This window comes from Alcaligenes sp. 13f, from assembly GCF_020496585.1.
In the GTDB taxonomy this organism is placed as follows: Bacteria; Pseudomonadota; Gammaproteobacteria; order Burkholderiales; family Burkholderiaceae_B; genus Alcaligenes; species Alcaligenes phenolicus.
Genome location: NZ_JAHKKC010000012.1, coordinates 66,558 through 81,179, shown reverse-complemented (window position 1 = coordinate 81,179; position 14,622 = coordinate 66,558). Strand labels below are relative to the sequence as shown.

Annotated in this window: 13 protein-coding genes; 7 read left to right on the top strand and 6 right to left on the bottom strand. The window is 56.9% G+C overall.

Annotated elements, in window-relative coordinates:
- Positions 1-63: 63 nt before the first annotated feature.
- Positions 64-2,358 carry a RelA/SpoT family protein gene (locus tag KOE80_RS11970; protein ID WP_031232614.1) on the bottom strand — a complete coding sequence of 765 codons (2,295 nt, stop codon included), beginning with the start codon at positions 2,356-2,358 and terminating at the stop codon, positions 64-66.
- An 83-nt stretch (positions 2,359-2,441) separates the two neighbouring features.
- Between KOE80_RS11970 and KOE80_RS11965 the strand changes: the two genes are divergently transcribed.
- A complete protein-coding gene (locus tag KOE80_RS11965; protein WP_226349211.1) occupies positions 2,442-2,960 on the top strand; it encodes a flavodoxin family protein in 519 nt (172 codons plus the stop codon).
- 181 nt (positions 2,961-3,141) lie between these two features.
- Here KOE80_RS11965 and pncB read toward each other — a convergent pair whose 3' ends face one another.
- The gene (gene pncB, locus KOE80_RS11960; RefSeq protein ID WP_035272486.1) at positions 3,142-4,317 is read right to left on the bottom strand and encodes a nicotinate phosphoribosyltransferase; all 1,176 of its coding nucleotides are present in this window, start codon (positions 4,315-4,317) and stop codon (positions 3,142-3,144) included.
- Between the two features lie 240 nt (positions 4,318-4,557).
- On the opposite strand from pncB, the gene fdxA reads away from it, so the two are divergent.
- The 6 genes from fdxA (at position 4,558) to KOE80_RS11930 (ending at position 9,582) form a co-directional block, all read left to right on the top strand.
- Positions 4,558-4,881, top strand: coding sequence for a ferredoxin FdxA (gene fdxA / locus KOE80_RS11955; RefSeq protein WP_009456619.1), 324 nt, complete (start codon positions 4,558-4,560; stop codon positions 4,879-4,881).
- 212 nt (positions 4,882-5,093) lie between these two features.
- Positions 5,094-6,317, top strand: coding sequence for a polyhydroxyalkanoate depolymerase (locus KOE80_RS11950; protein WP_083053269.1), 1,224 nt, complete (start codon positions 5,094-5,096; stop codon positions 6,315-6,317).
- 52 nt (positions 6,318-6,369) lie between these two features.
- Positions 6,370-7,011, top strand: a complete 642-nt coding sequence (locus KOE80_RS11945; protein ID WP_009456623.1) for an RnfABCDGE type electron transport complex subunit B — start codon at positions 6,370-6,372, stop codon at positions 7,009-7,011.
- Positions 7,008-7,646, top strand: a complete 639-nt coding sequence (nth, locus tag KOE80_RS11940; protein ID WP_026483118.1) for an endonuclease III — start codon at positions 7,008-7,010, stop codon at positions 7,644-7,646. Before KOE80_RS11945 ends, nth begins: the two co-directional genes overlap by 4 nt.
- Before the next feature lie 244 nt (positions 7,647-7,890).
- Positions 7,891-8,604: an ATP-binding cassette domain-containing protein gene (locus KOE80_RS11935; RefSeq protein ID WP_226349210.1), complete on the top strand. Its 714-nt coding sequence runs from the start codon at positions 7,891-7,893 to the stop codon at positions 8,602-8,604.
- Between the two features lie 336 nt (positions 8,605-8,940).
- The gene (locus tag KOE80_RS11930; protein WP_035274508.1) at positions 8,941-9,582 is read left to right on the top strand and encodes an OmpW/AlkL family protein; all 642 of its coding nucleotides are present in this window, start codon (positions 8,941-8,943) and stop codon (positions 9,580-9,582) included.
- Here KOE80_RS11930 and KOE80_RS11925 read toward each other — a convergent pair.
- The 4 genes from KOE80_RS11925 to KOE80_RS11910 all read right to left on the bottom strand — a co-directional run bounded on the left by KOE80_RS11925 (position 9,579) and on the right by KOE80_RS11910 (position 14,541).
- Positions 9,579-10,361 (bottom strand): ABC transporter ATP-binding protein, encoded by a 783-nt coding sequence (locus KOE80_RS11925; RefSeq protein ID WP_026483121.1) that lies wholly within the window; start codon positions 10,359-10,361, stop codon positions 9,579-9,581. The genes KOE80_RS11930 and KOE80_RS11925 overlap by 4 nt on opposite strands.
- Positions 10,358-12,190, bottom strand: coding sequence for an ABC transporter permease subunit (locus KOE80_RS11920; RefSeq protein ID WP_226349209.1), 1,833 nt, complete (start codon positions 12,188-12,190; stop codon positions 10,358-10,360). The genes KOE80_RS11925 and KOE80_RS11920 overlap by 4 nt, the downstream gene beginning before the upstream one ends.
- A 5-nt stretch (positions 12,191-12,195) precedes the next feature.
- A complete protein-coding gene (locus KOE80_RS11915; protein ID WP_035272757.1) occupies positions 12,196-13,233 on the bottom strand; it encodes a branched-chain amino acid ABC transporter permease in 1,038 nt (345 codons plus the stop codon).
- Between the two features lie 138 nt (positions 13,234-13,371).
- Positions 13,372-14,541, bottom strand: a complete 1,170-nt coding sequence (locus KOE80_RS11910; RefSeq protein WP_009456635.1) for an ABC transporter substrate-binding protein — start codon at positions 14,539-14,541, stop codon at positions 13,372-13,374.
- Positions 14,542-14,622 lie beyond the last annotated feature (81 nt).

The window sequence follows — 14,622 nt, the reverse complement described above, 5'->3', positions numbered from 1 at the left end:
TGATTGACAAGAACAATCGCGGGCACAACGCCCGCGAGGTTTAGGTTTACCGATTTTAGCAGTTCAGGACGAGTAGCGGCGGGCGCTGACGCCCGATAACTCGTTCAAGGCCGCTAAAGCCTTTTGAATTTGCTCGCCATCACGCACTTCAATAGTAAATATCATGCGCGTCAACGAGCGGCGACTCAAGGTGTTGATACCCGTTACGTTCAAACGCAGGCGGGCAAACACTTCCGAGAGATCACGCAAGAGGCTGGGATGCTCCTGAGCCTCAATGGCCAGATCCACGGGATACTGAGTATCCCCCGTATCGCCCCAATCGACGCTAATAGCCCTTTCAGGTTGTCGATCAGCCAGTTCCTGGTAGGACTTGCAGTCGGCACGGTGTATGGACACTCCCCGGCCACGAGTCACAAAACCGGCGATCAGATCAGGGGGTGCGGGACGGCAGCAACGGGCCAGCTGCGTCATTAGCGAATCCACACCCACCACCAGCACGCCGCTTTTCCCGGTCTTGGAAACACTTTCCCGGGCCGCATCAAACACACGCTGTACGGGTTCTTCCTCCTGCACATCCTCACGGAACAAGGCATCCACCTGACGCAGGCTGAACTCATCCTTGGCCACGGCAACATACAGGTCATCCGCCTTGGCAAAGCCCAGCTGTTGCGCCATCTGCTCCAGATTCACGGCCGTACGACCCAGCCGTTGCAACTCTTTTTCGACCATGCTCTGGCCTTGGGAGATGCGCTGCTGCAATTCAATCGCGTTGAACCAGGCGCGCACCTTGGAGCGCGAGCGTGGGCTGGCCAGAAAGCCCAACTGCACGTTCAGCCAGTCACGCGATGGACCGCCGGATTTGGCCGCCACAATCTCTACCGTCTGACCAGTCGACAAGCGCGTGGACAAAGGCACCATCTGCCCATCAACCCGCGCACCCCGGCAACGATGGCCCAGATCGGTATGCAGGTAGTAGGCAAAGTCCACCGGCGTCGCCCCCACAGGCAGCTCGATAACCCGAGCCTGCGGCGTCAGCACATAAATATGTTCGTCTTCCTGAGCCTTCAAAGGCCTGGCAACAGCCGGTTTCTTGCTGGCAACGGGCTCCACTACCTTTTCGGAAGCCGAATCTTTGCTGCTGTCCGCTTGCGGGGCAGGCTCGGTAGCGTTCGAGGTGGACGCCTCCCTGTCCCAGGCCAGCAATTGACGCATCCAGGCTATCTTTCTATCGTCCTCACCATCGGCCACCTGCTGTCCGCCTTGGGCTCCAGCCTCCTTGTAGCGCCAGTGGGCAGCCATCCCGTATTCCGCGAACTGGTGCATGTCGCGCGTGCGGATCTGAATTTCATAGCAGCGCCCCTGTGCATCCGCAATAACGGTATGCAGGGAACGGTAGCCATTGGGCTTGGGCCGGGAGATGTAATCGTCAAACTCCTCGGGCACCGGCGTCCACAGCGAATGCACCACCGCCAGGGTGTGGTAGCAGCTGCGCTCGTCATCAACAATGACACGCAAGGCGCGCAGATCAAACAGCTGATCGAAATCCAGATGCTTGTTGCGCATCTTGTTCCAGATACTGAAGATATGCTTGGGCCGGCCTGAAACCTCGGCCACGATATGCTCGCGTTTCAAGGCTGCTAGTAGTTGGTCGCGCACCTGACTGATCAGGGTTTCGCGCTCTACGCGCTTGTCTTCCAGCTTACTGGCAATATTCTTGTAGACCTCGGGATTCAGAAAGCGAAAGGCCAGATCTTCCATTTCCCACTTGATCTGCCAAATCCCCAAACGATTCGCCAAGGGCGTATAAAGCTCCAGCGTTTCACGCGCAAACTCGACCGGGCAGACGGTCTTGGACTGCCGATACCAGCGCAAGGACTGCAGGCGCGAAGCCAGACGCATCATCACAATGCGCAAGTCAGCGGCCATTGCCAGCAGCATCTTGCGCTTCATTTCCTTTTGATCGCCCCCGCCTGTCTGCTCCTTGGCCTGGCCGGTCAGCGAACCCAGACGGTACAAGGCGCGCGAGCCACGTACCAACGTCATGACTTCGGCACCAAAGGCTTTCTGAACCGGGTCTTGCTTGACCTCCGGCCCAGGAGCAGGAGTGACGGCCAACAAGGCGCTGGCACGGGTTTGAGCGTCCACACCCAAACCAGCCAAAATAAGCGCGACCTGAGCGCAATGGCTGTCCAAGGGTTCGCCGGTACTTCCGGCCAGATCCAGCAAAATAGGCCCCGCCCAGTCGGCAGCCGCCTGCAATAGCGTACGCCCTGCTTCATCCAGTCCGTGGCTGGCTTGCGCGAACCATTGAGGATTGAAGGCCGACTCGGCCATAGGGGGAGAAGCGGTGTGATTCATGTGGATTACGTCGATGTGGCCACTCAGCGCTGAAGTGGCTCTCTATACTGTAGACGCTAGTCTATCACCGCGAGTAAGAGCTTATGAGTCTGAACACATGCCGCCAGCTTCTGTTGATTTGGCACTCCCGTACCGGCGCCGCCCGTCAACTGGCCGAACAGGCCGAGGAAGGCGCGCTGCAGATACTCAAAGAACTGGGCGAGACAGAGCAGGTCTGTATCAAACGCTTGCATTGTGATCAGGTGCAAGCACAGGATTTGCGCGATTCCCACGCCTATTTGTTCTGCGCGCCCGAGAATCTGGGCAGTCTGAGCGGTACCATGAAAGAGTGTCTGGACCGGAACTACTACGAGGTGCTGGATCAACTCAACGGGCGTCCTTATTCCGCCCTGATCAGTGCGGGTAGCGACGGGCAAGGTGCGCAACGGCAACTGGAACGGATTTGTACGGGCTGGCGGCTGGAGCTGGCCGCCCCCATCCGTATCTTCAATTTTCACGCCCAGACGCCAGAAGCCATTCTGGCTCCCAAGACCTTGAGCGAAGAGCAAATTGCCCAAGCTCGGGAAGCCGGTGGGCATCTGGCAGCACTGCTGTGTCTATGAAAAAGCCCTTTGCGTGTGCAAAAGGCTTTGATTCAAACTTTTAGTGCTATAGCTTTATCGCTTTAAAACGATGCCGCCCGTCTGAAATCACGAGCATCACTGACTACGATGCCCTTAGCTCCCCTACCCAAGCAGCATTTGCCTCAAGCAGCAAGGACCTCAAGAAGGGAAGCCTCAAGCTCTAAGCCGGAGGCAGCTGAAAAACCTGCCGCAAGTAAGCCAGATACGCCGGATCATCACACATGGTCTTTTCAGGCGCATCCGAGACTTTCGCCACGGGCTGGCCATTGCAACGCACCATCTTCATAACAATCTGCAAGGGCTCATGGCCCAGGTCATTGGTCAGGTTGGTGCCAATCCCGAAAGACACCTTGCAGCGACCTGCAAAACGCAGGGCCAGCTCAATGGCTTTGGGTATGGTCAAACCGTCAGAGAACACCAAGGTCTTGGTACGTGGATCGGTACGGTTGGCCTGATAGTGCGCCAGCAAGCGCTCGCCCCAAATGAATGGGTCACCCGAGTCATGGCGAGCACCGTCAAACAGCTTGCAGAAGTACATGTCAAAGTCGCGCAGGAAGGCATCCATGCCGTAGACATCCGACAAGGCAATACCCAAGTCACCGCGATACTCTTTGGCCCACACTTCCAGAGCAAAAATCTGCGAGTCACGCAAACGGGGGCCCAGAGCCTGACAAGCCTGCAAGTATTCGTGGCCCATGGTGCCTAGCGGCGTCACCCCATACTTCATGGCCAACCAGACGTTGCTGGTGCCCGCAAAGTGCGGCTTCATCTGCTCGATCATGGTAGTGACCACTTCTTCGTGCCACTGCTTGGAAAAGCGGCGGCGCGTACCGTAGTCAGCTACACGAAAGTCGCTCAGGGCCGGATCATCCACCACCAGCCGCATCTTGGACTGCAGACGCTCGCGCCCTTCTGCCCATGGTGGCTGCGGACATTCGTTGCGAAAGTAAACCTCGTTCACAATGGCCAGCACCGGGATCTCGAACAGGATCGTGTGCAGCCAGGGCCCCTGAACCGAAATTTCGATCTCGCCGGGCACATCACCGGCCTGCACCTGAATGCAGCGCTCGGGCAGGTGGAACAGGCCCAGAAAATCGACGAAGTCGCTTTTGATAAAGCGCAGGCTACGCAAATAATCCAGCTCGGCGTCTGAAAAACGCAACTGGCACAGTGCGTGAATTTCCGCCCGAATCTCGTCCAGGTACTGGCTCAAATTAATATTGGGAGTACGGCACTTATAGCGATACTCCACGTGCGCAGCCGGGAAATGATGCAAAACAACCTGCATCATGGAAAACTTGTACAGGTCCGTATCAAGTAAAGAGGTAATGATCATCACAAACCTACCGATTTTGATTGCGCAACCATAGCACGGGCGCCAGTTCTTGCGTACAGCTATCTAGCAGGTGAGCTATTGCGCCATCTCAATAAGCAAGAAGCTGAATATTCGTTAAAATCGAAAGATTCGATTTAAATCCCATTTTTATCGTTCAGGCCCTGTGCGTTGTCGCGCACCCCATCCACGGCCCTTTGCCGTGACTGACCGCCTTAGCGATACCGCAGGAGTGTTACTGAAATGACCCACGTCGTCACCGAAAACTGTATCAAGTGCAAATTCACCGATTGTGTGGATGTGTGCCCCGTCGACTGTTTTCGTGAAGGCCCGAACTTTCTGGTGATTGACCCGGACGAGTGCATTGACTGCGCCGTCTGTATTCCCGAATGCCCGGCCAATGCCATTTTTGCTGAAGAAGATGTGCCGCAGGATCAAGTTCCCTTCATCGAACTGAACGCAGAACTGACGCCTATTTTTGCCAGCATCAACCGCTCCAAGAAACCGCTGGAAGATGCGGACGACTGGAACGGTGTGGAGAACAAACTACAGTATCTGGAGCGCTAAGCCCTTCGCTCGCTCTATAGAAGTCCGACCCGGTGGCTGCGTTCCTATCCAGCCACTCTTGCGCCCAATCTCGCCTTTTGATAAAAAAACTTGCCGCACTGCAGCAAGGGAAAATCCCAAGTACAGAGGAACGGTAAACGTCGTATTGTTTCCCACAGGAATAAGCATATACATTCCTCTGTATCAAATTAGGCAACACCAAGGCGCACACTATGCTTTACGATCTGCACGAACTTCAGCGGTCCTTTCTGGCCCCGCTGGCTGCCTTTACCGGCACCAGCTCCCAATGGTTCTCCAACCCATACAGTCCACTGGCCTACACGCCCCTGTCGCGCCAACTGGCGGCGGCCTCTGAACTGGTACACCGTATCGGCAAGGATTACGAAAAGCCAGCCTGGGGGCTGAACGAAACCCAGATCGACGGCCAGACCGTTGCCGTGCGCGAGGTCGAACACCTGAGCAAGCCCTTCTGCAAGTTGATCCACTTCGAGCGCGATCACCCCAAAGCCGCTCAGGACCCCACAATTTTGCTGGTAGCCCCTTTGTCCGGCCACCACGCCACCTTGCTGCGTGAAACCGTACGTGCGCTGTTGCCCGATCACTCCGTCTATGTCACCGACTGGATTGATGCCCGCATGGTGCCCCGTTCGGCCGGCCCCTTCCATCTGGACGATTACGTTCTGTATGTACAGGAGTTCATCCAGGCGCTGGGCTCGAAGGTGCACGTCATGTCGGTTTGCCAACCCACAGTGCCAGTACTGGCTGCCGTCTCGCTAATGGCGACCCGCCGCTCGGCCGTGATGCCGCGCAGCATGATCATGATGGGTGGTCCCATCGACACGCGTCAGTCGCCTACGGAGGTGAACCGTCTGGCCACGACCAAGTCCTACTCCTGGTTTGAAAACAATCTGATTCATCGCGTGCCCACCAAGTACCCCGGTGCTCACCGTCGCGTGTACCCCGGCTTTTTGCAGCATGCCGGCTTTGTGGCCATGAATCCGGATCGTCACGTCAGCTCGCACTACGACTTTTATCAGCACCTGATCAAGGGTGATGATGACGACGCACAAGCACACCGCCGTTTCTACGACGAATACAATGCCGTGCTGGATATGCCTGCCGAGTTCTATCTGGACACGATCCGCATTGTGTTCCAGGAGCACCGCCTGCCCAAGGGCCAATGGCACGTGCATGGCGAACAGGTGCGCCCACAAGATATTGATGGCGTAGCCTTGTTCACCATTGAGGGCGAACTGGACGATATTTCCGGCCAGGGCCAGACCCATTCGGCTCAAGCGCTGTGCGCAAAAATTGCCCCTGAACTCAAGCAACAATTCACCGCACCCAACTGTGGGCATTACGGGATTTTCTCCGGAAGTCGCTGGCGCACGCTGATCTGTCCTAAAATCAGGGACTTCATCCGTCAGCACAACTGATATTTAGCTCAGGCCGTTTCTGACGGGGCCAGTTGGCCCCGTTTTTGCATTCATGTCCGACACCTTAATACGGCGCATTGACGCCCTGCTCCCTCAAACCCAGTGCACCCGCTGTGGTTACGACGCCTGTCTGCCCTATGCCCAAGCCATCGCGCTTGAGGGCGAGGCCATCAACCGCTGCCCGCCAGGCGGGCAGGAAGGCGTACAAGCCCTGGCCGAGCTGCTGGGTCGTGAGGCCCTGCCCCTGGATCCGTCCTGTGGCGAATTCACCGGCCCCAGTCGGGCGGTGATTATCGAAGAACACTGTATTGGTTGCACCTTGTGCATCCAGGCCTGTCCGGTGGACGCCATTATTGGCGCCAACAAGCTGATGCATACCGTGCTGGCCGATCGCTGCACGGGCTGTGAGCTCTGTGTACCACCCTGTCCGGTGGACTGCATCAGCATGGTGCCCACCGACGACTGGAGCGCTGAACAGGCCGCTCAAGCACGCCTGGATACCGAACAGCGCCGGGAGCGCCTGCTGAATCGCCACAAGGAAAGCTCGGACCTGGCGGCCCGTACCCTGGCCAATAAACCCGTTCTGGCCAATGATGCCGATCAGGCTGATAAACGCGAGGCATCCATCGCCTCTGCCCTGGCTCGCGCCCGTGCCCGCCGTGCCAGCAAGACTGCAAGCGGAACCACACCATGAACGCTGCCAAGCGCTACGAGATTTTCAGTCGTTTTCAGGCTGCCAACCCCAAACCCACCACCGAACTGGAATACGCTGACACCTTTCAGCTGCTGATTGCCGTGATTTTGTCGGCCCAGGCCACTGATCGCTCCGTGAACCTGGCCACAGCCCGATTCTTTCCCGAGCATGGCACGCCCGAAGGAATTCTGGCCATGGGTGAAGAAGGCTTGCGCGAGGCCATCAAGACCATCGGTCTGTACAAGACCAAGGCCGCCAATGTCATCAAGACCTGTCAGATGCTGCTGGACTTGCATCAAGGCAAGGTTCCCTGTGATCGCGCCGCTCTGGAAGCGCTTCCCGGTGTAGGTCGCAAAACCGCCAACGTGGTCTTGAACACCGCGTTTGGCCTGCCCACCATTGCGGTAGACACACATATTTTCCGTGTAGCGAACCGCACCGGCATTGCGCCCGGCAAGAACGTGGTCGAAGTGGAAAAGAAGCTGGAGAAAGTCATACCCAAGCCTTTTTTGCTGGACGCCCACCACTGGCTGATTTTGCATGGCCGCTACATTTGTGTAGCCCGCAAGCCCAAGTGCCCCCAGTGCGGCATCTCGGATTTATGCGACTTCAAACCGAAAACCGTTAACACTTAAGTAACACATACCCGGTTTAACAACATTTGTTTACCAAACAGTGCATTAAACCGGACCATCCTATGACAAACCCGCATAGTTTTGCTTCGTCGGCGCTTCCATACTGAAACGCATGAAGGACTCTGCCTATAGTTTGCTGGCGATGGAATCACCGCGGTAAGAGGCAAAGGACGCGTAACGGGTTCCTGCGCCGACCAGCCAACGTACAGGCCCATATTGACGACTCACGACAAGGAGCGTTCTCATGACACGGGCTGCCCTGGATATTGAGAATCTGTACGCCTGGCACCGAGAGTTCCCGCTCTTGCGCGGTTTGAATTTGCAGGTCGCTTCCGGCGAAATCTGCACTGTCTTGAGCCGCAACCGGGCCGGCCGCAGCGCCATGCTACGCGCCATCGTGGGTTTAACGGATAGCCGCCGCGGCTCCATCCGTATCCAAGGCACCGAAGCCATTCACCTGAACCAGCATCAGCTGGCAGATCTGGGCGTGGGCTACAGCCCCTACGAACAAAGTATTTTTACCGGCTTGAGCTGCGAGGAAAATCTCCTGCTGCCACCTGCCATAGGCACAGCCCTGGGTGGTGGAATGTCGCTGGTACAAATCTATGAACTATTGCCCAGTCTGGAGCAGCGACGCCACCATATGGCTACCCACCTGTCTACTGGGGAACAAAAGATACTGGCGATTGCGCGCTTGCTGCGCACGGGTGTGAATCTGCTGCTTCTGGACAAGGTATCCGAGGGCTTGGCCCCGGTGCAGGCCCAGACACTGAGCAAGTTGATCTGCACGCTGCGCAATGAGGGCTACACCATTGTGCTGGCCGAACAATGCCCGCAGTTCTCGGCAGAGTTCAGCGATCAGTTTCATGTGCTGGAACAAGGGCAAATTGTCGAGCGATTCAGCCGCAACGAATTAAGCCATAAATACGAAGCCCTGCACGCACTCCTGAATGTATGAGCACTTGATTCGCCAAGCTCCAAACCTGCGTCTTCCCCCTGCTTGTCCTTGCCTGGAAGGCAGGTACAGGATCCCAGGATCCCAATAAACAGGTATCCCGAAAAGTGGAAAAACGCCCAGAAATAACCGGACAGGTTCCAAGGCTTTCCATTTCCGGGCTGTTACCAGGTGATGCTAAAAACAGACATAGCGGCCAAATTGGCCCCGCATGAATTCTGCTTACTTGATCTACAACAAGGTCAGGCGGCCAACTACCTCTGAAGCTTGCTTTGGATCAAATCCGCAGGCCCAGCCCTCATGCACTCTGTAGGCTTTACACACACCTACGGAGCTCCTATGAAATCCCGCCACTTGATTCCAGGTCTGCACCTGTCCTTGCTTGCTGTTGGACTGGCCGCTGTTTTGTACGCGCCTCAAGGCCAAACACACGAAGCGGGTGATTTCTTGCTCAAAGGTGGCGTGACCTGGGTATCCCCAAAATCCAATAACGGCTCGGTTGCCGATGGCACCGTGGATCTGGACGTAGGCAATAATGCTCGCCCCAGCTTCTCGCTGACCTACATGGCCACCCGCAATATTGGTATTGAGCTGCTGGGCGCTTTCCCGTTCCAGCACAATATCGACAGCAATCTGGGCCGTATCGGCAAGACCAAGCACTTGCCCCCAACCCTGAGCCTGCAATACCACTTCCTGCCTGACAGCGACTTCCAGCCCTATGTCGGCGTGGGCGTGAACTACACCATGTTCTTTGATACCGAATCGCGCGGTGCTCTGGCGGGCTCCGACCTGAAACTGAAAAACAGCTGGGGTTTTGCAGCTCAGGTCGGTGTGGATTACAAGCTGGACAAGAACTGGTTCCTGAATGCTGACGTGCGTTACATCAGCATCCGCCCAGACGTGAAGCTGAACGGCCAGTCCATTGGCAAAGCCAAGCTGGACCCCGTGGTTGCCACCATCGGGGTCGGCTACCGCTTCTAAGCTGTCGCCTCTTCCTGCTCGCGTTTGCCCTGCCCCAAGCCCAGATAGCTTTCTATCACTCGGGGATTATGAGCCAGGTCAGACGCGGGCCCTTGCAGCACCACATCGCCCGTCTCCAGAACATAACCGTAGTCAGCCACTTGCAAAGCGGCACGAGCGTTTTGCTCGACCAGCAAGATGGCCACGCCGGTACTGCGCAGTCGGGCAATGATCATGAAGATCTCCCGCACCACACGCGGCGCCAGGCCCAGACTGGGTTCATCCAGCATCAGCACTTTGGGTTGCGCCATCAAGGCACGGCCTACGGCCAGCATCTGTCGCTCCCCGCCTGACAAAGTCCCTGCCAGCTGTGTACGACGCTCTTTCAAGCGGGGAAACAAGGTGTAGACCTTGTCCATGGTGTCGCGCCAACCGGGATGGCGGGCACGATACAGGCGAAAACCGCCCAGCAGCAGATTGTCTTCTACCGTCATGCTGCCAAACAGCTCGCGGCGCTCTGGCACCAGGGAAATACCGGCCGCAACGCGACGCTCCACTTCCCAATGGCTGATCTCCTGCCCTTCGTACTGCACCGAGCCTGTGCTGCGGCCCACGCTAGGCAAGGAGCCCATCATGGAATTGAGCAAAGTGGACTTACCGGCGCCGTTGGCACCAATCACGGTCACAATGCTGCCGGCACGCACGTCCAGGCTGGCACCCATCACGGCACTGACTTTGCCGTACTGAGCCGCCAGATTGTCTACCTTCAAAATAATGTCTTTCGATTGTGCCGAACTCATAGCGCTGCTCCTGCCGAGGCGGGCTCATTGACCTGATCCAGATCCAGGTCGTCATCAATACCACCCAGGTAGGCTTCCAGCACGGCTGGATTTTCCTGAATTTCCTTGGGCAAACCTTCGGCCAGCTTGGTGCCAAAGTCCATGACAACCAGCTTGTCCGTCAAATTCATGACAAAGTCCATGTCATGCTCCACCAGCAGAATGCTCATGCCTTCGCTACGCAGCTGATCCAGCACTTTGGCCAGTTCCTGCTTTTCCTTGTAGCGCAAGCCGGCAGCCGGTTCGTCCAGCAGCAAAAGCAGCGGATCAGAAGCCAGAGCACGGGCAATTTCCAGAATACGCTGTTGGCCCAGGGCCAGATTGCCCGCCTCTTCGTACAGGTAGTCACCCAGACCCACACGCTGCAACTGAACAGCCGCTTCGTGCAACAGCTCGGCTTCGCTGCGACGCTCGGTATGCAGGACAGCGGACACTACACCGACATTCCGACGCAAGTGAGCGCCCAGTGCCACGTTCTCCAACACAGTCATAGTTGGCAGCAACTGCACGTGCTGGAACGTACGGCCCACGCCCAGACGAGAAATCTCGCGTGCAGGTTTGCCATCAATCCGCTGCCCCAGAAAGCTGACCTGACCACTGGTGGCCGACAGCACGCCGGTAATCAGGTTAAAGGTCGTGCTCTTGCCCGCACCGTTAGGACCGATCAGGCCCATGATCTGACCTGCATTCAAGGTGAAGCTGATGTCATTCACAGCCACCAGACCACCGAACTCCTTGCGAATCTTGTTCACTTCCAGAACCAGCGAACCGGCCTGCGGACGCTCACGTTGAGGCAAAGCCTCGGCTTGTGGGGGAGCAGCCTGATTACGCTTCTGTGCACCGAAAACCTGTTCCCAGGCCTTGTGCAGAATGGGCCACAAACCGTCGCGCGCGTACTGCAAAATCAGAACCATCAAGATGCCGAAAACAATCAGTTCGAAGTTGATGTCGGTATTGAGCAGCTTGGGCAACCAGTTCTGCAACTGGTCTTTCAGGCTCAGCACCAGGGCCGAACCCAGAATGGCACCCCAGACACTGCCTGCTCCGCCCAACACGGCCATGAACAGGTATTCAATACCGTAGTTCAAACCGAAGGGGCTGGGCGAGACGGCGCGCTGGTAGTGCGCGTAGAGCCAACCGGACACACAAGCCAGCAAAGCGGCGTAAACGAACACGATGACCTTGTAATTGGCCATGTTCACACCAAAGGACTCGGCCATGCCGCTGCCGTGCTTCAGAGCGCGAATAGCACGTCCGGGACGGGAGTTCAGCAAGTTACGCGTACCCCACATGGCCAGCAAGGCAAAGGCCCAGATCAGGTAGTAAATATCCCGACCGGAGGACAGGGAAATACCGAAGAACTCCAAAGGAGCAATACCGGAAATACCATCGTACTGCCCCAGGAACTCCAGGTTACCGAACAGGTAGTACAAGGCCAGGCCCCAGGCCAAGGTACACAGGGGCAGGAAGTGACCGGACAAGCGCAGTGTGATCGCGCCCAGAATGTAGGCCACCATCATGGTAATGGCCATGCCAATCAGCAGATTGAACCAGGGCGACCAGCCCAGGCGAGCCGTCAGGTACGCCGTAGTGTATGCACCCAGGCCCACAAATGCAGCCTGACCAAAAGAAGTCAGACCACCCACGCCAGTCAACAACACCAGACCCAGCACGACCAAGCTGGTCAAACCAATATAGTTAAGCTGGGTAATCCAGAATTCGGGCGTTGCGCCCAGCTGCGGCAAAACCAATAGAACCGCAATAAATAGTAGCGTCAGCCAGTGTCTCATGTGATTTACTCCTCATCATCCACGTGCTTGCTACCGAAGGAGCGCCACAACAACACCGGTATCACCATGGTAAATACAATAACTTCTTTGTAGGCACTGGCCCAGAAAGAGGAAAACGCTTCCAGAACCCCCAGGAACAAGGCACCCAAGAGGGTGACGGGGTAGCTGATCAGGCCGCCAAAGATTGCAGCCACAAAGCCTTTAAGACCAATCAAAAAGCCCGTGTCGTAGTAGATGGTCGTTACAGGCGCAATCAGCATGCCTGACAAGGCACCGATGGCCGCAGCCAGAGTGAAGGTCAGGGAGCCGGACATATTGGTACTGATACCCACCAGACGGGCACCACGACGGTTCACCGCCGTGGCACGCAGGGCGCGACCGTAAAGAGTCTTACCAAAAAAGCCCCACAAGGCCAGAATCAGGACCACGCAGGCGCCCATCACAAAGAAGGTTTGAGCGGACCAGCTCACTGCACCCAGGGACACTTCACCTTCCATGAAGGGAGGCGTGCGCCAGCCTTCCGGACCGAAGAACACCAGGCCCAGACCCGTCAGCGCGAAGTGCACGGCCACCGAGGTAATCAGCAGCACCAGCACACTGGCTTCGGCGATAGGCTGGTATACCAGGCGGTAGACCATAGGGCCCAGAGGAATCACTACCGCCAGCGAGAACAGCACGGCCACCCACAATGGCAGCTCCGAGCTGACAATGGCGGGAGCGGCAAAGTAAACCGCGACGGGGATCACGATATTGACCAGAAACTTGCGGGGCATGCCGGCCAGGCTGCGGCTGCGCAAGGCAGAGAGCAACTCCAGCAAGAACACCAGCGCACCAGCGATCAATAGCAAAATAACGGTTCCCGGCATGCGGCCATTGACCACAAAGGCCAGGGTCAAGGCGCCAAAGGTGACGAACTCACCTTGCGGGATAAAGATAACGCGGGTAACCAGGAAAACCAGAACCAGGGCGAGCCCGAGCAAGGCATAGATGGCGCCATTCAATATGCCATCCTGCAACAAAATTAAAGCGATGGTGGTATCCATGTCGGACAACATCCTGTACAACAAAAAGGGCAAAGGGCTTACGGCAAACGCAGGCCTGTAGCGGGAACGGGTGCCAGGATCAGCCAGCACCCGCCTTGGAAAAAACCGGCTCTTGAGCCGGTTTTTGCCTGTCAGATATTACAGATCAGGCTGATACGTCCATTTACCGTCGACCACTTTCACAATCACGTGGGCACGCTTGTCCAGACCGGCGTGGTCCGTTGCAGACATATTGAACACACCTTGGGAAGCAGCCAGTTCCTTGGTTTGCTCCAGAGCATCACGCAGGGCTGCGCGGAACTCGGGGGTACCTGGCTTGGCGCCGGACTTCAGGGCTTCCGGAATGGCTTCGGTCACGAGCAGACCGGCATCCCACATGTGACCACCAAAGGTATTGATGGAGCCAGCGCCGTATTTGGCTTCGTATTTTTCCTTGTAGTCCATGGCGGTCTTTTTCACCGAGCTGCTGTCAGGCAGTTGTTCGGCAACCAGCAATGGACCGGCTGGCAAGATCATGTCGTTACAGTCTTTGCCACACACACGCAGCACGTCGCTGTTGGCGGCACCGTGTGTCTGGTAAATGATGCCAGCGTAGCCGCGACCTTTCAGTTCGCGCTGGGGCAAGGCAACAGGGGTGCCGGAACCGGCGATCAGAACGGCATCAGGCTTGGTGCCCAGCAGCTTCAGAACCTGACCGGTCACGCTGGTGTCGTTACGGCCATAGCGCTCGGCGCCCAGCACTTTGATGCCTTTGGCTTGAGCGGCTTCGGTAATCACGTTCAGCCAGCCGTCACCGTAGGCGTCGTTGTAGCCGATAAAGCCCAGGGTTTTGACGTTCTGCTTGACCATGGCATCGGCCAGGGCACCGGCCATCAACTGGTCATTCTGAGGGGTCTTGAACACCCAGGTACGGGCGCCTTCCACAGGATCAACAATCTTGGCGTTGGCGGCCACACTGATCATGGGAGTCTTGGTTTCACCGGCAACGTCCACCATGGCCAGGGAACCGGGGGTCACGGAAGTACCGATCACCACGTCCACTTTGTCATCGGTGATCAGCTTGCGCATATTGCGTACGGCTACGGTGGTATCGGTTGCATCGTCCAGAACGATGTACTCGATTTTCTGGCCGGCCACTTCAGTAGGCAGCAGGCTGACTGTATTGCGCTCAGGAATGCCCAGCGAGGCCGCCGGTCCTGTCGCTGCCACCGTCACACCCACCTTGATCTGCGCGGACACGGCCACGGGCAGGCTCAAGGCCAGGGCTGCAGCCAATGTCGTCAGGCGACCAGTAGTAATGCAGTTCATCCTTTTCTCCCAAATTTTGTTCATTGTTGTGGACCGATTTAACGGTCAAAAAATCGTAATACAGATAATCACCAGCACATA